Genomic DNA, 20662 nt, shown 5'->3' on the forward strand with positions numbered 1-20662 from the left:
TATTCGGGGATTTGGGTTCAGATTCTGTATTGCCTGGTCTGACGCTTTCGCGAGCAGGCTCGCTCCCACAGGGAACGCATTCCAATGTGGGAGCGAGCCTGCTCGCGAAGAGGCCAGCAAGATAGATGGAGATCTCAGGCCGGGGACATTTCCTGCGCCAGTCCGAGGAACGCCGCCGGCAACCGCGCACCCTTGCGCTCCTTGAGGCAATACAGATACTCGGGAATCTGCGGCGCATTCTCGATGGTCAGCACCCGCAATTGCGGATCGTGCGGGACTTCCTGGCGGGCAATGATGCTGATGCCGATATTGCGCAGCACCGCCTCACGGATCGACTCGCGGCTGCCAATTTCCAGCAGCGGCCCGAAACTGACCCCAGCGCTTTGCAGCAACTCCTCGGTCAAACGGCGGGTGGTCGAACCCGACTCGCGCATCAGCAAGGTATGCCCGGCCAGCGCACTCAACGCCACATGCTCCTGCGCCGCCAGCGGATGGTTGCGATGCACCGCCAGTACCAGTGGATCGCTGCCCAATACCCGGCGAATCAACCGCGCATCCTCAAGCAACTGCGACGACGCGGCGACATCGACCCGGTAATCCTCCAGCGCTTCGAGCACCTGCTGCGAGTTGCCGATCTCCACCGATACTTCCACCTGCGGCAGACGCTCGCGGAAGGTCTTCACCAGATCGAGGATGTAATACGGCGCAGTGGCAGCGATGCGCAACGTGCCCTGCACCTGACCGCTGTTGCGCAGGAAGAACTCGATGTCGGCCTCCTGCTGCAACAGCGCCTTGACCATCGGCAGCAACCGCGCGCCTTCGTCGCTGACACTCAAGCGTCGGCCGCCACGGTAGAACAGCTCCACCGAATACTGACTTTCCAGATTACGAATCTGCGTGGTCACGGTGGGTTGGCTCAGGCCGAGCTTTTTCGCCGCCAGCGTAATGCTGCCCAGGCGGGCGACCATATAAAACGCTTTCAGCTCGGCACTCAGCACAACCATCCCTCATCGTTTATTTACGCAGCAGGCGCAAACCGTTGAACACCACCAGCAGGCTCACGCCCATGTCGGCGAACACCGCCATCCACATGGTGGCGAGTCCGGCGAAGGTTACCCCAAGAAAGATAGCCTTGATCACCAGTGCCAAGGCGATGTTCTGTTTCAGGATGCTCGCGGTGTCACGCGACAGGCTGATGAACGCGGGAATTTTGCGCAGATCGTCGTCCATCAGGGCGACATCGGCGGTTTCAATCGCGGTGTCGGTGCCGGCGGCCGCCATGGCGAAACCGATCTCGGCGCGGGCCAGTGCCGGGGCGTCGTTGATGCCGTCGCCAACCATGCCCACCCGATGACCCTGTGCATAAAGCGCTTCGATGGCTTGCAGCTTGTCGGTTGGCAGCAAGTCGCCCTTGGCCTGATCGATGCCGACCTGCGCGGCAATCGCCTGCGCGGTGTGCACGTTGTCACCGGTGAGCATCATGGTTTTCACGCCCAGCGCGTGCAACTGGCGGATCGCTTCGCGGCTGGACTCCTTGACCGTGTCGGCCACGGCGAACAGCGCCAGCGGACCAGAACTGTCGAGCAGCAACACCACGGATTTGCCCTGTTTCTCCAGCGCAAACAGCTTCTCTTCCAGTTGCGGCGAGCACAGGCCCAGCTCCTCGACCAGACGATGGTTGCCCAAGTGATAGGTCTGGCCGTTGACCTGTCCCTTCACGCCACGACCGGCCAGCGCTTCGAAGTTATCCACAGTCAGCACGGCGAGGTTTTTATCCACAGCCGCATTGGCGATGGCCAGCGACACCGGGTGATCGGAGCGCCCGGCCAGTGCGGCGGCGATTGCCGGAGCGCTGGCGTCGGCGGTCGGATCGAGCGACAGGTAATCGGTCTGCACCGGTTTGCCGTGGGTGATCGTGCCGGTCTTATCCAGCGCCAGATAGTCGAGCTTGAAGCCGCCCTCCAGGTACACGCCACCCTTGACCAGAATGCCTTTGCGCGCCGCTGCCGCGAGGCCGCTGACGATGGTCACCGGGGTGGAAATCACCAGTGCACAGGGACACGCCACCACCAGCAGCACCAGCGCACGGTAGATCCAGTCGAACCACAACGCGCCCATAAACAGCGGCGGGATGATCGCCACCGCCAGCGCCAGCACGAACACCACCGGGGTGTAGATTTTCGAGAATTGATCGACGAAGCGCTGAGTCGGTGCCCGTGCGCCCTGAGCCTGTTCGACGGCGTGGATGATCCGCGCCAGGGTCGAGTTGTTCGCCGCCGCAGTCACCGAGTATTCCAGCGAACCGGCCTGGTTGATGGTGCCGGCGAAGACTTTGTCGCCCACGGTTTTCTCCACCGGCAGGCTTTCACCGGTGATCGGCGCCTGATCGATGGTCGAACTGCCGCTGACCACTTCACCGTCCAGCGCGATGCGCTCGCCGGGTTTTACCCGCACCCGGGCGCCGAGTTCGACGCTTTTAACCTCTTGTTCGATCCAGCTGCCGTCGGCTTGCTGCACCGTGGCCTGTTCCGGGGTCATCTGCATCAGGCCGCTGATGGCATTGCGCGCACGATCCAGCGAGCGCGCCTCGATCAACTCGGCCACGGTGAACAGGAACATCACCATCGCCGCTTCCGGCCACTGACCGATGAGGATTGCGCCGGTCACCGCGATGCTCATCAGCGCGTTGATGTTGAGGTTGCGGTTTTTCAGGGCGATCCAGCCCTTTTTATAGGTGGTCAGGCCGCCGCTGAGGATCGATACCAACGCAATGATCGCCACCACCCAGGTCGGTGCAGCGTTGGTGAAGTGGATCACCTCGGCGGCGAGCGCACCGACGCCGGACAGCGCCAGGGGCCACCAGTGTTTTTTTACCGGCGCCGGGGCCGGGGCTTCGACGCCCGCCTCCAGCGGCTCGGCGTGCATGCCCAGCGAGGTGATCGCCTCGGTGATCGGCGCGGTGTCCGGCAGATTGTGGGTCACGCCGAGCACGCGGTTGATCAGGTTGAATTCCAGCTGCTGCACACCGGCCAGTTTGCCGAGTTTGTTCTGGATCAGCGTCTGCTCGGTCGGGCAGTCCATCGCTTCGATGCGGAAACTGCTCAGTCGGGCGTCAGCGCTGGTTTTCTCGCTCAGTTGCACCAACGCAGGCGCGGCAGCTGTCGACGAGCAGCAAGAATCTTCGTGCGAATGAACCGGTGCCGATGCTGCGGCTTTCGACCCGCAGCAGGAATCGCCGCCATGTTCGTGCTTATGCACAGGCTGCAATTTATGGCTGTGGCTATGATCGTGCCCGTCGCCGGGCTTGTGGGTGTGCTGGGAATCGCTCATCGGGTCGCGTCCATGAAGGTGCCTGTTGCCAAGTAAAGACCCTGTAGCCACTATAGGGTCAAGCACCCTTTTGGAGATTGCCGTCATGAAGATCGGAGAACTGGCCAAACTCACCGACTGCGCCGTGGAAACCATCCGCTATTACGAGCGCGAAAACCTGCTGCCGGAGCCGGCGCGCAGCGACGGTAACTACCGCGTTTACACCCAGGCCCACGCCGAACGCCTGACCTTCATCCGCAACTGCCGCACCCTCGACATGACCCTCGAAGAAATCCGCAGCCTGCTGGCCATGCGCGACAGCCCGCAGGATCAGTGTGCAAGCGTCAATACGCTGATCGACGAGCACATCCAGCATGTGAAAGCGCGGATTGACGGGTTGCTGGCGTTGCAGACACAACTGCTCGACCTGCGCCAACGCTGTGGCGAAGGGCCGGGGGCGGATCAGTGCGGGATTTTGCAGCGGCTGGAGGTGAGTGGCGGGGTTGTGGCCACCGAAATCGAACACTCCCATGTGGGCCGTAGTCACGGCCATTGAGATTTACACAGAACCCAATGTGGGAGCGAGCCTGCTCGCGAAAGCGGTGTATCAGTCGACATCTCTATGACTGACACGCCCTCTTCGCGAGCAGGCTCGCTCCCACAGGGGTTTTGTGCAACGGCTTAGACCGCCATCGGCGCGGTCATTGGCGCGTGGTGCTCATAGCCTTCCAGCGAGAAATCGCTCGGTTCTACCAACTCCAGCCACTCCGGCTGGTACACACCGGTCTTGGCAAACTCCGGCACGCGGTCGGAGATTTTCAGTTTCGGCATGGCGAACGGCTCGCGCTTGAGCTGTTCGTTGAGCATGTCCAGGTGGTTCTCGTAGACATGCGCATCACCGATGAAATAGGTGAACCAGCGCGGCGTGTAACCGGTCAGGCGCCCGATCAGGCTTAGCAGGGCGGCGCCCTCGGTGAGGTTGAACGGCGTGCCCAGGCCCAGGTCGTTGGAGCGGATGTACAGGGTCAGGGAGATCTCTTTGGTCTCGACGTTCGGGTGGAACTGGTACAGCAGATGGCATGGCGGCAGGGCCATTTCATCGAGCTGGGCGACGTTCCAGCCGTGGAACAGGATGCGGCGGCTGCCCGGATCCTTGATGATCGTGTCGACGCACTGGCGCACCTGATCGATGGCTTTGTACAGCACCACGTAGGCCTGACCGTCTTCTTCGCCCTGGGCGATCTGCTTGTAGCCATTGCTCAGGGTTTGTTCGATGGCGGCGGTGTTGCTCAGCGGGATCTGCTTGTACGCCGGCCATTTGCGCCATTGCACACCGTAGATTTCGCCGAGGTCGTCCTCGCCCTGACGGAACGGGTTGGCCAGCCATTGCGCATTTTCGTTGGCGTTCTGGTCCCAGACCTTGCAGCCCAGCGCACGGAATTCAGCGGCGTTGTTCACGCCACGCAGAAAACCGCACATCTCGCCGATGGCCGATTTGAAGGCCATCTTGCGGGTGGTGATCGCCGGAAAGCCTTCCTGCAGATCGAAACGCAGCATCGCACCCGGGAAGCTGATGGTGTTGATGCCGGTGCGGTTGGCCTGTTTGGTGCCGTTCTGGATGACGTGCGAGACCAGTTCGAGATATTGCTTCATGAGTTACCTGTGTCCTTTGAGCCCCGGCGTCGCGCGCCGGGGTTCGTAGTTTAAGCGGTCGGCGCGAGCGGCGCTGCCGGCGCACGACGATAGGCCAGCCAGATCAGGAACAGACCGCCGACGATCATCGGTACGCACAGCACCTGACCCATGGTCAGCCAGTTCCAGGCCAGGTAGCCCAGTTGCGCGTCCGGAACGCGGACGAACTCGACAATAAAACGGAAAATGCCGTAAAAAAGCGCGAACATGCCGGATACGGCCATGGTCGGACGCGGTTTACGCGAGAACAGCCACAGGATCAGGAACAGCGCCACGCCTTCGAGCGCGAACTGATACAGCTGCGACGGGTGACGCGGCAGTTGCGCCGGATCGCTGAACGGCGGGAACACCATGGCCCACGGCACGTCGGTGGCCTTGCCCCACAGCTCGGCGTTGATGAAGTTGCCGATTCGCCCGGCACCCAGACCGATCGGCACCATCGGTGCGACGAAGTCCATCAGTTGGAAGAACGACTTGCCATTACGCTTGCCGAACCACAGCGCGGCGAGCATCACCCCGATGAATCCGCCATGGAACGACATGCCGCCCTTCCACACTTCGAAAATCAGCGTCGGGTTGGCGATGTAGGCGCTCAGATCATAGAACAGCACGTAACCCAGACGTCCACCGACAATCACCCCCATCGACAGCCAGAACACCAGATCGGAGAGCTTCTCCTTGGTCCAGGTCGGGTCGAAACGGTTGAGCCGGCTCGACGCCAGCAGCCATGCGCCGCCGATGCCGACGAGGTACATCAGGCCGTACCAGTGGATTTTCAGCGGACCGATGGCCAGGGCCACCGGGTCGATCTGCGGGTAAGGCAGCATTGCGACTCCTCGTTAGAGTTGAAACCAAAATTCCCGGGCGACGCTGCCACCTCAGGATTAAGCCAGGATTGCGGCCCGTTCTGACCCAGCGGATCAGAGCAGGAAATTCAGGCCCACGCAGAACAGCAAAGCGGCGAACAGCCGTTTCAGCAAGCGCGGCGACAATCTGTGGGCCAGGCGCGCGCCGAGACGGGCGAACACCATGCTGGTCAGGGCAATGCCCAGCAGCGCCGGCAAATAGACAAAACCGAGACTATGCGGCGGCAACAGCGGATCATGCCAGCCCAGAATCATGAAACTTAACGCACTCGCCACAGCAATCGGCAAGCCACAGGCCGACGACGTTGCCACCGCCTGCTGCATCGGCACGCTGCGCCAGGTCAGGAACGGCACGGTCAGCGAACCGCCGCCGATTCCGAAAATCGCCGAGGCCCAGCCGATCACACTGCCGGCCACGGTCAGACCGAGTTTGCCCGGCACCGTTCGACTGGCCTTGGGTTTGACTTCCAGCGCCAGTTGCACGGCAATCACCAAGGCGAACACGCCGATGATCTTCTGCAGGTTCGGCCCGGAAATCGCCTCGGCCGTCAGCGCCCCAAAACCGGCGCCGAGCAGAATACCCACGGTCATCCACATGAAGATCGGCCAGCGCACCGCACCACGTCGATGGTGTTCACGCACGGCGTTGACCGAAGTGAAGATGATGGTCGCCAGCGATGTCCCTACCGCCAGATGCGTGAGGATCGACTGATCGAATCCCTGCAAGGTAAAACTGAACACCAGCACCGGGACAATAATGATCCCGCCGCCCACCCCGAACAGCCCGGCCAGCACGCCCGCACAGGCGCCCAACGCCAGATAGAGCAGAAATTCCATGACCGTCTCCCAGACGCATCCCCAAAACCGGAGCGGCATGGTAACGGATGCATGCCCTTTGGCTCCACTGACGATGGATGCACGGACGCCGACTGCGTAGAGTGAGCAGAAAACACACAAGGACCACCTTATGTGCCTGATCGTTTTCGCCTGGCGCCCGGGCCATGCCCAGCCGCTGATCGTCGCGGCCAACCGTGACGAGTTCTACGCCCGCCCGAGCCTGCCGCTGGCGCCATGGGCCGACGCGCCGCAAGTGCATGCCGGCCGCGATCTTGAGGCTGGCGGCACCTGGCTGGGGATCGGCGCCAATGGGCGCTTCGCCGCGCTGACCAATATCCGCGATCCGCACCAGCCACCAGCGCGCAAATCGCGGGGAGAGCTGGTGGCGCGGTTTCTCACGGATGATGCTTCGATTGATGATTATCTGCGCGATGTGGTCGGTCGCGCGCCGGAGTACGCCGGGTTCAATCTGCTGCTGGGTAATACCCATGAGCTGTGGCACTTCAATGCGCGGACGTCTGAACCGGTGATGCTCGAGCCCGGGATCTACGGGCTATCGAATGCCGGGCTGGATACGCCGTGGCCGAAGTTGCTCAAGGCCAAGGCTGCATTGAGTGCGGTGCTGGATGATCCACAACCTGCGCGGTTGCTGGAACTGCTGGGCGATGCTCAGGCCGCGCCGTTTAACGAATTGCCGGACACCGGGGTCGGGCTGGCCACTGAATCACTGCTGTCGAGTGTGTTTATTGCCAGTCAAAGTTACGGGACACGGGCGAGTACGGCGTTGATCGTGCAGGCGGACGGCACGCGGCGGATGGTCGAGCGCAGTTTCGGGCCGTATGGCGGGCATTTGGGTGAGGTGGAGGTTCAGGTTTAGCGGTAGCGGGACTGACGCCTTCGCGAGCAAGCCCGCTCCCACATTGGTTCTGTGATCGACACAAATCCCTGTGGGAGCGGGCTTGCTCGCGAAGGGGCCATCAGCCTTTCAGAGGGCCTTGTTGACCGCCGGCGGATTCATCTTCGACAACCCGAGATTCTTCAGCGCCAGTTGCAGCGAGCTGTGGATCACTTGCGGGTTATCGATCTTCATCAGCTCCGCCAGCAGATCCTTGGCCTTGCTCAGGTTGATCTGGCGCAGCAACCACTTCACTTTCGGCAAGTTGGTGGCGTTCATCGACAGGCTGTCGAAGCCCATCGCCATCAACAGCACCGCCGCTGCCGGATCACCGGCCATTTCGCCGCAGATACTCACCGGTTTGCCTTCGGCATGCGCGTCGCGGACCACGGTTTGCAGGGCTTGCAGCACCGCCGGGTGCAGGTAGTCGTAGAGGTCGGCCACTCGCGGGTTGTTGCGGTCGACCGCCAGCAGGTACTGGGTCAGGTCGTTGGAGCCGACCGACAGGAAGTCCACCTGCCGCGCCAATTCCTTGGTCTGGTACACCGCAGCCGGAATTTCAATCATCACCCCGATTGGCGGCATCGGCACGTCGGTGCCTTCGTCACGCACTTCGCCCCAGGCCCGGTGGATCAGGTGCAGGGCTTCTTCGAGTTCGTGGGTGCCGGAGATCATCGGCAGCAGGATCCGCAGGTTGTTCAGGCCTTCGCTGGCCTTGAGCATCGCGCGGGTCTGCACCAGGAATATTTCCGGGTGATCGAGGGTCACGCGAATCCCGCGCCAGCCGAGGAACGGGTTGTCTTCCTTGATCGGGAAGTACGACAGCGACTTGTCACCGCCAATGTCCAGGCTGCGCATGGTCACCGGTTGCGGATGGAACGCGGCGAGCTGCTCGCGGTAGATCGCCAGCTGTTCCTTTTCGCTCGGGAAGCGCTGGTTGATCATGAACGGCACTTCGGTGCGGTACAGGCCGACACCCTCGGCGCCGCGCTTCTGCGCCCGCGCCACATCGGCCAGCAGACCGGTGTTGACCCACAACGGCATGCGGTGGCCGTCGAGGGTCACGCACGGCAGATCGCGCAGAGTGTCGAGGCCCAGTGCCAGTTGTTTCTCTTCTTCGACCACCTCGGCGAACTGCTTGCGCAGCACATCGCTGGGGTTGGTGTAGACCTCGCCGCGGGTGCCGTCGACGATCACCTCGATGCCGTCAACCTTGGCGTACGGCAGGTCAACCAGACCCATCACCGTCGGAATGCCCATGGCCCGGGCCAGGATCGCGACGTGGGAGTTACCCGAACCGAGTACCGAAACCAGACCGACCAGCGTGCCTTCCGGCACCTCGCCAAGCATCGCCGGCGTCAGCTCTTCGCTGACCAGAATGGTTTTTTCCGGGTAGACCAGGTTCTGTTGACGCTCTTCCTGCAAATACGCCAGAAGGCGCCGGCCGAGGTCTTTGACGTCCGACGCACGCTCGCGCAGGTAGGCGTCGTCCATCAGCTCGAAACGGTTGACGTGCTCAGTGACCACCTGACGCAGCGCGCCCTGGGCCCACTGGCCGGTCTTGATCACGGTGGTGATTTCGCTGCCCAGCGAGGCATCGTCGAGCATCATCAGGTAAACGTCGAACAGCGCACGTTCTTCCGGGCGCAACTGGGTCGCGAGCTTGGCGGACAACGCGCGCATATCGGCGCGCACGCCTTCGATGGCGGTCTTGAACAGCGCCAGTTCGGCGTCGATGTCGGTAATGGTTTTATCTGGAACAACATCCAGATCCGCCGGCGGCAGCATGACCACGGCGGTGCCGACGGCGGCACCCGGCGAACCCGGTACGCCGACGAACTTGGCTTCCTGAATGCCCTTGCCCTGGCGGCCCAGGCCACGGATCGAACCGGTGGCCTCGGCGTGGGCGATAACGCCGGCGAGCTGCGCGCTCATGGTCACGAGGAAGGCTTCTTCACCTTCATCGAACTGGCGGCGTTCTTTCTGCTGGATGACCAACACGCCGACGACGCGGCGGTGGTGAATGATCGGCGCCCCGAGGAAGGAGGCGTAGCGCTCCTCGCCGGTCTCGGCGAAGTAGCGGTAGCGCGGGTGATCCGCGGCGTTTTCGAGGTTCAGGGGTTCTTCACGCGTGCCGACCAGACCCACCAGACCTTCGTTGGGTGCCATGCTGACCTTGCCGATCGAGCGCTTGTTCAAGCCCTCGGTGGCCATCAGGACGAAGCGGTTGGTCTCGGGATCAAGCAGGTAGACCGAGCAGACCTGGCTGCCCATGGCCTCTTTGACGCGCAACACAATAATCCCCAACGCCGCCTTGAGATCCTTGGCGGAGTTAACTTCCTGGACGATCTTGCGCAGCGTATTGAGCATGGCTCGGGGTCGAACTCCGTCGTCAGTCGCGCGCTAAAAGGCGCGGGGCAAGCTCTTTGAGGGCGCGTCGATACACCTCGCGCTTGAATGTCACCACCTGGCCCAACGGATACCAATAACTGACCCAGCGCCAGCCATCGAACTCCGGTTTACCGGTCAAATCCATCCGCACCCGCTGCTCGTTGGAGATCAGGCGCAGGAGAAACCATTTCTGTTTCTGGCCGATGCACAGCGGTTGGCTGTGGGTACGCACCAGACGTTGCGGCAAACGATAGCGCAACCAGCCCCGGGTACAGGCCAGTATTTCAACATCTTCACGTTCCAGGCCAACTTCTTCGTTCAGCTCGCGGTACAAGGCGTCTTCCGGCGTCTCCTCGGGGTTGATTCCCCCTTGTGGAAACTGCCAGGCATCTTGATTGATACGGCGAGCCCATAGCACCTGGCCGGCGTCATTCGTCAGAATGATCCCGACATTGGGGCGGAAACCATCGGGGTCGATCACGGCAACAACCTCGCAAACGCATGTCGCCGCATTGTTCCACAAAGCTTGATAAGGCGGCAACGAAGGTTCCTACCTTATGTGCACTCTTGTGAAAAGACCGTATTCTTGTCGCCTTTTTACTGACTTTTCAGCGGGTAACTGCAATGCGCCTGGCTCTATTCGATTTGGACAACACCCTTCTGGGCGGCGACAGCGATCACGCTTGGGGCGACTATCTGTGCGAACGCGGCTTCCTCGACCCGGTTGCATACAAGCAGCGCAACGACGAGTTCTACCAGGATTACCTGGCCGGCCAACTGGATAACGCCGCGTACCTGAACTTCTGCCTGGAAATCCTCGGCCGCACCGAAATGGCCGTGCTTGAACAGTGGCACAACGACTACATGCGCGACTGCATCGAGCCGATCGTGCTGCCCAAGGCGCTGGAACTGCTCAAACAGCACCGCGACGCCGGCGACAAACTGGTGATCATCACCGCCACCAACCGCTTCGTCACCGCGCCGATTGCGGTGCGCCTGGGCGTCGAAACCCTGATCGCCACCGAGTGCGAGATGGTCGATGGCCGCTACACCGGGCGCAGCACCGACATTCCGTGCTTCCGCGAAGGCAAGGTGACGCGCCTGAATCGCTGGCTGGAGGAAACCGGGCATTCGCTGGATGACAGCTATTTCTACAGCGACTCGATGAATGACCTGCCGCTGCTGGAGCAGGTGGCGAACCCGGTGGCGGTGGATCCGGATCCGAATCTGCGCGCCGAGGCCGAGAAGCGGGGCTGGCCGGTGATTTCGTTGCGCGGCTGATTACGCCTTCGCGAGCAGGCTCGCTCCCACAGGGGATGGTGTTCACAACACAAATCCAATGTGGGAGGGGGCTTGCTCCCGAATGGGCTCGACGCGGTCTCAAGCCTTAAACAGGCTTGGCGCCCATCAACCCGGCAATCGCGATAAAGCAGACAAAGCTGAACAACGCCAAGGCAAAAGTGAACCTGCCAACGCCGCCCGGCGCCTTGCGCAAGCGATTCAACCGCACCAGCAACCAGAACCACGCCAGCGCCGCCACGGTGTACAGCACGCTGGAGGCCAGCAGCCAGGTCTGCCCCAGCGGCCAGCCGACCAGATGCACCATGCCCCAGCCGGTGAACGGCATGCTCAACAACGCCAGGCCCATCAACAGCCAGATGAACACCCGTGGCCGTTGCAAGGTGCGGCTGCCCGCCGTTGCATCACCTTTGCGTTTTGCCAGAAAAACCCAGACTCCCAACCCGAGCGCACCGGCCAGCAACACTACAGTGGCGACAATGTGCGCGGCTTTCAGGGCAGTTAACGTTTCCATTGTTCGATTTCCTCAGGGCCTGCCCATCAGCGTAGCCGCTCAGCCAAGAAACAACTGATAGGCCGGGTTTTCGCTTTCATCCCAATATGGGTAACCGATTTCTTCCAGCGCCGCCGGCACCAGATGACGCTCGTCATGCGGTACTTGCAGGCCGGCGACCACCCGGCCGTCTGCCGCGCCATGGTTGCGGTAATGGAACATCGAGATGTTCCAGCGCCCGCCGAGCTTGTTGAGAAAGTTGAACAGCGCGCCCGGACGCTCCGGGAATTCGAAGCGAAACACCACTTCGTCGATCACGTGCGCCGCGTGGCCGCCGACCATGTGGCGGATGTGCAACTTGGCCAGTTCGTTGTCGGTCAGGTCGAGTACCGGGAAGCCCTGCTCGGTCAGGCTCGCCAGCAGTGCGCTGCGTGGGTCGTTTTCCGGGTGAGTCTGCACGCCGACGAAGATGTGCGCTTCGCTGCCGGTGTTGTAGCGGTAGTTGAATTCGGTGATCTGGCGCTTGCCGATCGCTTCGCAAAACGCCTTGAAGCTGCCGGCCTGCTCCGGGATGGTCACGGCGATGATCGCTTCGCGACCCTCGCCCAGCTCGGCGCGCTCTGCGACGTGGCGCAGGCGATCGAAGTTGACGTTGGCCCCGGAGTCGATGGCGACGAAGGTCTGGCCACTGACGCCGCGCAACTCGACGTACTTCTTGATCCCGGCCACGCCCAAGGCGCCGGCAGGTTCGGTGATCGAGCGGGTATCGTCGTAGATATCCTTGATGGCCGCGCAGATCTCGTCGGTGCTGACGGTGATCACTTCGTCGACGTAATCCTTGCAGATGTCGAAAGTGTGCTGGCCGATCTGCGCCACGGCCACGCCGTCGGCGAAGATGCCCACGGTCGGCAGCACCACGCGCTCGCCGGCGGCCATGGCCGCTTGCAGGCAGTTGGAGTCGTCCGGCTCGACGCCGATGACCTTGATGTCCGGACGCAGGTATTTCACGTACGCCGCGATGCCAGCGATCAGTCCGCCGCCGCCGACCGGCACGAAGATCGCGTCCAGAGGTTGCGGGTGCTGACGCAGAATTTCCATCGCCACGGTGCCCTGCCCGGCAATGGTGTGTGGATCGTCGTACGGGTGGATGTAGACGTAGCCCTTTTCATCGACCAGTTTCAACGAGTACGCCAGGGCTTCCGGGAACGAATCGCCGCGCAGCACGACTTTGCCGCCGCGCGAACGCACGCCTTCGACCTTGATCTCCGGGGTGGTCTTGGGCATCACGATGGTGGCCTTCACGCCCAGCACTTTCGCCGCCAGCGCCAGCCCCTGCGCATGGTTGCCCGCCGACGCGGTGACCACGCCACGGGCGCGTTCTTCGTCAGTCAGCTGGGTCAACTTGTTGTACGCGCCGCGAATCTTGAACGAGAACACCGGCTGCAAGTCTTCACGCTTGAGCCAAATGTCATTGCCCAGCCGCTCGGAGAGCTGGCGAGCGTTCTGCAGCGGGGTTTCTACGGCAACGTCATAAACGCGCGAGGTGAGGATCTTTTTGACGTACTGTTCGAGCATCGGAAAGCATCACTGGCGATTGGGCGGGACCGACGAGTCTAACCCGGCTTTTGCCCGTGCGACCACACGAATCAGGAGGTTTTAGCCCGGCTTGCGGCTATAATGCCGGCCTTTCCGCACTCACCTTGCCCGCTTCCGGAGCCCGCATGACCCAGGATCAACTCAAACAGGCAGTGGCTCAGGCCGCCGTCGACTTCATCCTTCCGAAACTCGACGACAAGAGCATCGTCGGGGTCGGCACCGGCTCCACCGCCAACTGCTTCATCGATGCACTGGCCCAGCACAAGGGCGCATTCGATGGCGCGGTTGCCAGCTCCGAAGCCACTGCGGCGCGCCTCAAGGGCCACGGGATTCCGGTGTATGAGCTGAACACCGTCAGCGACCTGGAGTTCTACGTCGACGGCGCCGACGAGAGCGACGCGCACCTGAACCTGATCAAGGGCGGCGGCGCGGCCCTGACCCGCGAGAAGATCGTCGCGGCCGTGGCCAAGACCTTCATTTGCATCGCCGACGCCAGCAAACTGGTGCCGGTGCTGGGTGAATTCCCGCTGCCGGTCGAAGTGATCCCGATGGCCCGCAGCCACGTCGCCCGCCAATTGGTAAAACTGGGCGGCGACCCGGTCTACCGCGAAGGCGTGCTGACCGACAACGGCAACATCATCCTCGACGTGTTCAACCTGCAGATCACCAACCCGGTGGAGCTGGAAGCGCAGATCAATGCGATCGTCGGCGTGGTCACCAATGGCCTGTTCGCGGCGCGTCCGGCGGATCTGCTGTTGTTGGGGACCAGCGAAGGTGTGAAAACCCTGAAGGCTGAGTAAGCCCAGACTGCCCGAAATTAATGGGCAGACGAATAAACCTGTGGGAGCGAGCCTGCTCGCGAAAGCGCCAGTTCAGCCAACATTTTCATTGGCTGACACGACGCCTTCGCGAGCAGGCTCGCTCCCACAGTGTTTTGTGGTGTGAGTTAAGGCTGTACAGGTTTTTTGAAGACGTAAAACAAGTTCGGTTCACTCACCAGATACAACGTCCCGTCGTCATCCATCGCAATGCCTTCGGCCTGCGGCACGCTCTTCTGCAAACCCTGCCGCCCCTTGTTCAGCGACAAGGTACTCAGCGGCCGCCCGTCCACGTCCAGCTCCAGAATCAGCCCCGACTCGTCGGACAGCGCCAGCAAATGGCCGCTGCGCTCGTCGTATTGCAGGCTCGACAGATCGCGCACGAACATCCCGGCATCGCGCTTGGGGTTGTTGATCACGTGCACCGCGTAGGATTTTTCCGGGTTGAAGTGCGGAAAACCGTGCACCTCATAAATCAGCATCGGGTCACGCTCCTTGGCGACGAACAGGCGCTTGCCCACCGAGTCATACGCCAGACCTTCGAAGCCCTTGTTACCGCTCATGTGCACGCCCAAGGTCATCTGTTCAGCGTCCGCCGCATCGAGGAACGTGGTGTCCTGCTCCAAATGGACTTTGATCAGGCGTTGCTGGCGCTCGTCGGTGATCACATAGGTGTCGGCGCTGATGAACTCCACCGCTTCAGGATCGCCGAAGCCGATCAGCGCGATACGCCGCAGGATTTTGCCTTCGAGCGACAACTCGACCAGCTCGGCATTCTTGTTGGTCACGGTGAACAGGCTTTTGCGCACCGGATCGTAGGTCAGCGCCGAGACATCGTCGTTCAGGCCGTCGATGATCCTGGCCTCGACCTCGACCCGGTATTGATCCAGACCAATGGCCTCGCTGCTCAACGGCTGCCACAAGGTATGCAGATTGAACCAGGCGCGCTCGAACAGGCGCAGGTATTGGCCGAGCGCGATCAACACGATCAGGACAACAACCGACAGGATGATAAACAGGGGCTTGGGGCGGGCAAGTCGACGCATTCGGGCAGGCTCGGGATCAAAACAGGCGGATGAAATATCACGCCTGTCTGAACTGAAGCTTAATGGCCACTTGCCTGCGACCACAAGCCGACCGCGATGGGCTTACTTGTGCTTTTCGAAGCGATAGAACAGGTTCGGCTCGCTGACCATGTACAGCGTACCGGCGTCGTCCATGGTCACGCCTTCGGCGCGGGGGATGGTGTCCTTCAAACCATTGAAGCCGCCAAGCAGGGTCATGAAGCTGACCTGCTCGCCCTTCTCGTCCAGCTCCAACAACAGATGCGAATCGGCAGACAGCACCAGGGTGTGGCCGGTACGCGGGTCGATGGCCAGTGCCGAGAGGTTGCGAATGTCCAGTTCATCATTGGCCAGCTTCTGCTTGTCGCCCTTGAGGATCTGGCTGCCGTCGCTTTTCCAGGTGAACAGCGCTGGCGGCCGCTCTTCGCCCAGCAGCAACTGCTGGTTGCGAGGATCCCAGGTGATCGCCTCAAAGGCCTTGTTCTGGTTCTTCGACGGGCCGAGGTCGTATTTCGGGAAGTCGGCGATATTCAGCTCGCGGGTGCTGGCATCGACCTTGACGATGGTCAGCAGGTGTTCGCGCTCATCGACGATCGCCATCAGGCCGTTTTCCATCACGGTCACGCCCTCCGGATTGCTCCAGCCCACCAGCGGCATCTTGCGCAGCACATCACCCTGCAGGGTCAGTTCGACCAGAAACGGATTCTTGCCCATCACCGAAAACAGGGTTTTGGTCTGCGGGTTGTAGGACAGGTCCGAGGCCTCGTCCTTCTCCATACCCGGCAGCAGCTTGCCATCGATCACCGCCCGATAGTCCGGCAGCCAGATACTCGCCTTTTGCTCGGTCTGGCTCTCGAAGCGCTCGCGCAGCCACAGCAGGCCACGGTCGTCCCAGTGCATGGCAAACGCCAGGCCATAGGCGGCTGCGATCACCAGCAACAGCCAGACATACCAGCGCAGGGCGAAACGTGAGCGACGAGGAGGATTGAGCTGAGTGTGAGCTGACATCAGGGACGCGTTCCGAAAATTCAGGCTAAGGGTAATAGCACAAAGAGGCCGGCTCAGACGCCAGAATGCGAGGAATTATCCGGACAGGATGTGAAAAAAACGGCAAATGGCGGGATTGGCGTGTGCCGCCAACCTTCTTCAGGACACCACAAAGCAATGTGGGAGCGAGCACTGTGGTGAGGGGATTTATCCCCGATGGGCTGCGAAGCGGCCCCAAAAACTGGGACTGCTGCGCAGGCCATCGGGGATAAATCCCCTCACCACAACAGGCTCGCTGCCACAGGGTGTTACGGTTTCGCGGTTAGCGAACGCTGCTGCTGAAGCTGCTCGCGCCAACCAGTTCCAGCACGATGTCGTCGCCGACATTCAGCGGGCCGACGCCCACTGGCGTGCCGGTGAGGATCACGTCGCCGGCCTGCAGCGAGAAGCAGCCGGCCATGTGCTGGATCATCGGCACGATCGGGTTGAGCATCGCGCTGCTGTTGCCGTCCTGGCGTACTTCGCCGTTGATGGTCAGGCGAATGCCGATGTCGGTCAGGTCTGGGAAAGTGCTGCCGACCACGAACGGGGCAATCACCGCCGCGCCGTCGAACGACTTGGCGATTTCCCATGGCAGGCCCTTGGACTTGAGCTCAGCCTGCTTGTCGCGCAGGGTCAGGTCCAGCGCCGGAGCGAAACCGGAGATCGCATCAAGCACTTCTTCGCGGCTCGGCTTGGTCGACAGCGGCTTGCCGATCAACACGGCGATTTCCGCTTCGTAGTGCACCGAACCTCGCTCGGCCGGGATGCTGAAACCGCCTTCCAGCGGCACCACGCAACTGCCTGGCTTGATGAACAGCAACGGCTCGGTAGGCACCGGGTTGTCCAGTTCCTTGGCGTGTTCGGCGTAATTACGGCCAATGCACACCACTTTCCCGATCGGGAAGTGAATGCGCGTGCCGTCGACGTACTGGTGCTGATAGCTCATTTACCGACTCCTGCCTTCATTGATTCATCAGGGATTGCCAATCAAACCGCGAAGATCTTGCCCGGGTTCATGATGCCGTTCGGGTCGAACACCGCTTTGACCGCTTTCATGTACTCGATTTCGACCGGCGAACGGCTGTACGTCAAGTAGTCGCGCTTGGTCATGCCCACACCGTGCTCGGCGGAGATCGAACCGTTGTACTTCTCGACGGTTTCGAACACCCACTTGTTGACGGTCGCGCACTTGGCGAAGAACTCGTCCTTGCTCAGATTATCCGGCTTGAGAATGTTCAGGTGCAGGTTGCCGTCGCCGATATGGCCGAACCAGACGATTTCGAAGTCCGGGTAGTATTCGCCGACGATCGCGTCGATTTCCTGCAAGAACGCTGGCACTTTTGACACGGTGACCGAGATGTCGTTCTTGTAAGGTATCCAGTGCGAGATGGTCTCGGAGATGTACTCGCGCAGCTTCCACAGGTTCTGCAGCTGGGTTTCGCTCTGGCTCATCACACCGTCCAGCACCCAGCCCTGCTCGACGCAGTGTTCGAAGGTTTCCAGCGCCGTGTTGGCCACTGCTTCGCTGGTCGCTTCGAATTCCAGCAGCGCGTAGAACGGGCAGTCGGTTTCGAACGGCGCCGGTACGTCGCCACGCCCCAGCACTTTGGCCAATGCCTTGTCGGAGAAGAATTCGAACGCGGTCAGATCAAGCTTGCCCTGGAAGGCGTGCAGCACCGGCATGATCGAGTCGAAGTCGGCGGTGCCGAGGACCATCGCAGTGAGGTTTTTCGGCGCGCGATCCAGACGCATGGTCGCTTCGACCACAAAGCCGAGGGTGCCTTCGGCGCCGATGAACAACTGGCGCAGGTCGTAACCGGTAGCGTTCTTGATCAGGTCCTTGTTCAGCTCCAGCACATCGCCCTTGCCGGTGACCACTTTCAGGCCGGCGACCCAGTTGCGGGTCATGCCGTAGCGAATTACCTTGATCCCGCCAGCATTGGTGCCGATATTGCCGCCAATCTGGCTCGAACCAGCGGAGGCGAAGTCCACCGGGTAATACAAGCCGTTCTCTTCGGCGACGTTCTGCAGGTGCTCGGTGACCACGCCCGGCTGACACACGGCGGTGCGGTCAGTGAGGTTCACGTCGAGAATCTGGTTCATGTAGTCGAACGACACCACCACTTCGCCATTCGCGGCCACCGCGGCGGCGGACAGCCCGGTGCGCCCGCCCGACGGCACCAGCGCCACTTTATGGGTGTTGGCCCAACGGACAATGGCCTGCACCTGTTCGATGGTCTTGGGGAACACAATGGCGCACGGCGCGGGCGCGAAGTGCTTGGTCCAATCCTTGCCGTACGCATTCAGGGAGTCGGCGTCGGTCAGGACCTTGCCAGGCTCGACCAGGGTCTTCAGTTCATCAATCAGGGCAGGATTGGTCATCGACAGAACTCTCGAACAATTCATGGTCATCCTGAAGACGCTTCACGTCGCAGGAATGAGTGTTTAGCGGGGTGGCTATGCTAGCATACCGACCCCGCAGGCCAGTGCCCAAGGCCAGTTCTGCGGTGACGGCTTTCTTGCCGTGCGGGTCAGCTCCAGGCTGCTCCCCTCCCTGCCATTTTTCTCCGGGATACAGGTTTACGCAGATGAGCAAGACTTCTCTCGATAAGAGCAAGATCAAGTTCCTTCTTCTCGAAGGCGTCCACCAATCGGCTGTCGACGTCCTCAAGGCGGCGGGCTACACCAGCATCGAATACCTGACAGGCTCCTTGCCGGAAGCCGAGCTCAAGGAAAAGATCGCTGACGCTCACTTCATCGGCATTCGTTCGCGCACCCAACTGACCGAAGAGATCTTCGATCACGCGAAGAAGCTGGTCGCGGTCGGCTGTTTCTGCATCGGCACCAACCAGGTTGACCTGAGTGCTGCCCGCGAGCGCGGTATCGCCGTGTTCAACGCGCCGTACTCCAACACCCGCTCCGTCGCGGAACTGGTGCTGGCCGAGGCGATCCTGCTGCTGCGCGGCATCCCTGAGAAAAACGCTTCCTGCCACCGTGGCGGCTGGATCAAGTCCGCAGCCAACTCCTTCGAGATCCGTGGCAAGAAACTCGGCATCGTCGGCTACGGCTCGATCGGTACTCAGCTGTCGGTTCTGGCGGAAGGCTTAGGGATGCAGGTGTTCTTCTACGACACCGTGACCAAGCTGCCGCTGGGCAACGCCACTCAGGTCGGCAACCTGCACGAGCTGCTGGGCATGTCCGACATCGTCACCCTGCACGTTCCGGAAACCGCTGCGACCCAGTGGATGATCGGCGAGAAGGAAATCCGCGCCATCAAGAAGGGCGGCATCCTGATCAACGCCGCGCGCGGTACCGTGGTCGAGCTGGACGCCTTGGCGGACGCGATCAAGGACAAGCACCTGATCGGCGCGGCCATCGACGTGTTCCCGGTGGAGCCACGCTCCAACGACGAAGAGTTCGAAAGCCCGCTGCGTGGCCTGGACAACGTGATCCTGACCCCGCACATCGGTGGCTCGACTGCCGAAGCGCAGGCCAACATCGGTCTGGAAGTGGCGGAAAAACTGGTCAAGTACAGCGACAACGGTACATCCGTTTCGTCGGTGAACTTCCCGGAAGTGGCCCTGCCGGCTCACCCTGGCAAGCACCGCCTGCTGCACATCCACGAGAACATCCCGGGTGTGATGAGCGAGATCAACAAGGTCTTCGCCGAAAACGGTATCAACATCTCCGGTCAGTTCCTGCAGACCAACGAGAAAGTCGGTTACGTGGTGATCGACGTCGACGCCGAGTACTCGGAGCTGGCGCAAGAGAAACTGCAACACGTCAACGGCACCATCCGTAGCCGCGTGTTGTTCTGATCCGACGCTGAGCGACAAAAAAAGGGAGCCTTCGGGCTCCCTTTTTCATACGTGCGAAAACGTCATTCGACGTTGACGGTGATCTTTTTCGACACGATCGGCGGATCGAACGCCATGTGGCCGCTGTCGCCCAGCTCCAGTTGCAAGGTGTGCTTGCCCGGGGCCAGTTTGATCGTGGCCTCGGTTTGCGCCTTGCCGAAGTGCATGTGGTTGGCGTCGGTCGGCACGACGGAACCGGCCGGAACGATTTCCTTGGCATCAATCAGCAGGTGGTGGTGACCGGTGTTCTTGGTGACGTCACCGGCGGGTGCCAGCGCAACGTCCTTGACCCCGAACTTGACCTTGAACTCCTGAGAAACCGTGGCCCCGTCTTCGGGAGAAACGATGAACACTTCGGCGCCCTTGGGTGCCGGGGTCGCTGCACTGGCCAGCACTGAAACACCCATCAACAGGCCAGCCAAGGCTGCTCGTGACATAAACGTTTTCATTCTCTTCTCCAGTTTTTCCGTAAAATCCGCGCGGTCATGACAACTTCATGACCATTCGTTGTCGAAG

The 20662-nt window shown here is 61.4% G+C and carries 19 protein-coding genes; 5 read left to right on the top strand and 14 right to left on the bottom strand.

What is annotated here, in order from left to right; translation table 11 throughout:
* Nucleotides 1-134 precede the first annotated feature (134 nt).
* Both QRN61_RS01335 and QRN61_RS01340 read right to left on the bottom strand, forming a co-directional pair.
* The gene (locus tag QRN61_RS01335; RefSeq protein WP_027610541.1) at nucleotides 135-998 is read right to left on the bottom strand and encodes a LysR family transcriptional regulator; all 864 of its coding nucleotides are present in this window, start codon (nucleotides 996-998) and stop codon (nucleotides 135-137) included.
* 16 nt (nucleotides 999-1014) lie between these two features.
* A complete protein-coding gene (locus QRN61_RS01340) occupies nucleotides 1015-3330 on the bottom strand; it encodes a heavy metal translocating P-type ATPase (protein WP_285373043.1) in 2316 nt (771 codons plus the stop codon).
* An 85-nt stretch (nucleotides 3331-3415) separates the two neighbouring features.
* On the opposite strand from QRN61_RS01340, the gene cadR reads away from it, so the two are divergent.
* Nucleotides 3416-3865, top strand: coding sequence for a Cd(II)/Pb(II)-responsive transcriptional regulator (gene cadR, locus QRN61_RS01345; RefSeq protein WP_285373044.1), 450 nt, complete (start codon nucleotides 3416-3418; stop codon nucleotides 3863-3865).
* A 125-nt stretch (nucleotides 3866-3990) separates the two neighbouring features.
* Here the strand turns inward: cadR and QRN61_RS01350 are convergent, their stop codons facing one another.
* From QRN61_RS01350 to QRN61_RS01360, 3 genes are all read right to left on the bottom strand, one after another.
* Entirely contained in the window at nucleotides 3991-4962 is a 972-nt protein-coding gene (locus tag QRN61_RS01350; RefSeq protein ID WP_047596629.1) for a thymidylate synthase, read from the bottom strand.
* Between the two features lie 50 nt (nucleotides 4963-5012).
* The gene (gene lgt / locus QRN61_RS01355; RefSeq protein ID WP_096795789.1) at nucleotides 5013-5828 is read right to left on the bottom strand and encodes a prolipoprotein diacylglyceryl transferase; all 816 of its coding nucleotides are present in this window, start codon (nucleotides 5826-5828) and stop codon (nucleotides 5013-5015) included.
* Between the two features lie 93 nt (nucleotides 5829-5921).
* Nucleotides 5922-6704, bottom strand: a complete 783-nt coding sequence (locus QRN61_RS01360) for a sulfite exporter TauE/SafE family protein (RefSeq protein ID WP_027610537.1) — start codon at nucleotides 6702-6704, stop codon at nucleotides 5922-5924.
* A gap of 130 nt (nucleotides 6705-6834) precedes the next feature.
* Here QRN61_RS01360 and QRN61_RS01365 point away from each other — a divergent pair, with 130 nt between their 5' ends.
* Entirely contained in the window at nucleotides 6835-7581 is a 747-nt protein-coding gene (locus tag QRN61_RS01365) for an NRDE family protein (protein ID WP_285373045.1), read from the top strand.
* Nucleotides 7582-7689: 108 nt separating this feature from the next.
* On the opposite strand, the gene ptsP is transcribed toward QRN61_RS01365, so the two are convergent.
* A complete protein-coding gene (gene ptsP, locus QRN61_RS01370; RefSeq protein ID WP_285373046.1) occupies nucleotides 7690-9969 on the bottom strand; it encodes a phosphoenolpyruvate--protein phosphotransferase in 2280 nt (759 codons plus the stop codon).
* 22 nt (nucleotides 9970-9991) lie between these two features.
* Nucleotides 9992-10471 carry an RNA pyrophosphohydrolase gene (locus QRN61_RS01375; protein ID WP_003229203.1) on the bottom strand — a complete coding sequence of 160 codons (480 nt, stop codon included), beginning with the start codon at nucleotides 10469-10471 and terminating at the stop codon, nucleotides 9992-9994.
* A 143-nt stretch (nucleotides 10472-10614) separates the two neighbouring features.
* On the opposite strand from QRN61_RS01375, the gene QRN61_RS01380 reads away from it, so the two are divergent.
* Nucleotides 10615-11271, top strand: coding sequence for a histidinol-phosphatase (locus tag QRN61_RS01380; protein ID WP_027610535.1), 657 nt, complete (start codon nucleotides 10615-10617; stop codon nucleotides 11269-11271).
* A gap of 106 nt (nucleotides 11272-11377) precedes the next feature.
* Here QRN61_RS01380 and QRN61_RS01385 read toward each other — a convergent pair whose 3' ends face one another.
* Together QRN61_RS01385 and ilvA are read right to left on the bottom strand one after the other, a co-directional pair.
* Nucleotides 11378-11803: a DUF2269 domain-containing protein gene (locus tag QRN61_RS01385; protein ID WP_282413662.1), complete on the bottom strand. Its 426-nt coding sequence runs from the start codon at nucleotides 11801-11803 to the stop codon at nucleotides 11378-11380.
* Nucleotides 11804-11842: 39 nt separating this feature from the next.
* Nucleotides 11843-13357 carry a threonine ammonia-lyase, biosynthetic gene (gene ilvA / locus QRN61_RS01390; protein ID WP_285373047.1) on the bottom strand — a complete coding sequence of 505 codons (1515 nt, stop codon included), beginning with the start codon at nucleotides 13355-13357 and terminating at the stop codon, nucleotides 11843-11845.
* 146 nt (nucleotides 13358-13503) lie between these two features.
* On the opposite strand from ilvA, the gene rpiA reads away from it, so the two are divergent.
* Complete coding sequence (gene rpiA / locus QRN61_RS01395; RefSeq protein ID WP_007913886.1) at nucleotides 13504-14178, top strand: ribose-5-phosphate isomerase RpiA; 675 nt, start codon at nucleotides 13504-13506, stop codon at nucleotides 14176-14178.
* Nucleotides 14179-14324: 146 nt separating this feature from the next.
* On the opposite strand, the gene QRN61_RS01400 is transcribed toward rpiA, so the two are convergent.
* The 4 genes from QRN61_RS01400 to QRN61_RS01415 form a co-directional block, all read right to left on the bottom strand.
* The gene (locus QRN61_RS01400) at nucleotides 14325-15242 is read right to left on the bottom strand and encodes an SdiA-regulated domain-containing protein (protein ID WP_285373048.1); all 918 of its coding nucleotides are present in this window, start codon (nucleotides 15240-15242) and stop codon (nucleotides 14325-14327) included.
* 102 nt (nucleotides 15243-15344) lie between these two features.
* Nucleotides 15345-16268, bottom strand: a complete 924-nt coding sequence (locus tag QRN61_RS01405) for an SdiA-regulated domain-containing protein (protein WP_285373049.1) — start codon at nucleotides 16266-16268, stop codon at nucleotides 15345-15347.
* Nucleotides 16269-16569: 301 nt separating this feature from the next.
* Complete coding sequence (locus QRN61_RS01410) at nucleotides 16570-17235, bottom strand: fumarylacetoacetate hydrolase family protein (RefSeq protein WP_115988676.1); 666 nt, start codon at nucleotides 17233-17235, stop codon at nucleotides 16570-16572.
* A 41-nt stretch (nucleotides 17236-17276) separates the two neighbouring features.
* Nucleotides 17277-18671: a D-2-hydroxyglutarate dehydrogenase gene (locus QRN61_RS01415; protein ID WP_285373051.1), complete on the bottom strand. Its 1395-nt coding sequence runs from the start codon at nucleotides 18669-18671 to the stop codon at nucleotides 17277-17279.
* Nucleotides 18672-18877: 206 nt separating this feature from the next.
* On the opposite strand from QRN61_RS01415, the gene serA reads away from it, so the two are divergent.
* Complete coding sequence (serA, locus tag QRN61_RS01420) at nucleotides 18878-20107, top strand: phosphoglycerate dehydrogenase (protein ID WP_003229219.1); 1230 nt, start codon at nucleotides 18878-18880, stop codon at nucleotides 20105-20107.
* 62 nt (nucleotides 20108-20169) lie between these two features.
* Here the strand turns inward: serA and QRN61_RS01425 are convergent, their stop codons facing one another.
* Complete coding sequence (locus tag QRN61_RS01425; protein ID WP_027610528.1) at nucleotides 20170-20595, bottom strand: DUF4399 domain-containing protein; 426 nt, start codon at nucleotides 20593-20595, stop codon at nucleotides 20170-20172.
* Nucleotides 20596-20662 lie beyond the last annotated feature (67 nt).

Source organism: Pseudomonas sp. lyk4-TYG-107, assembly GCF_030209055.1.
GTDB classification, from domain to species: Bacteria; Pseudomonadota; Gammaproteobacteria; order Pseudomonadales; family Pseudomonadaceae; genus Aquipseudomonas; species Aquipseudomonas putida_A.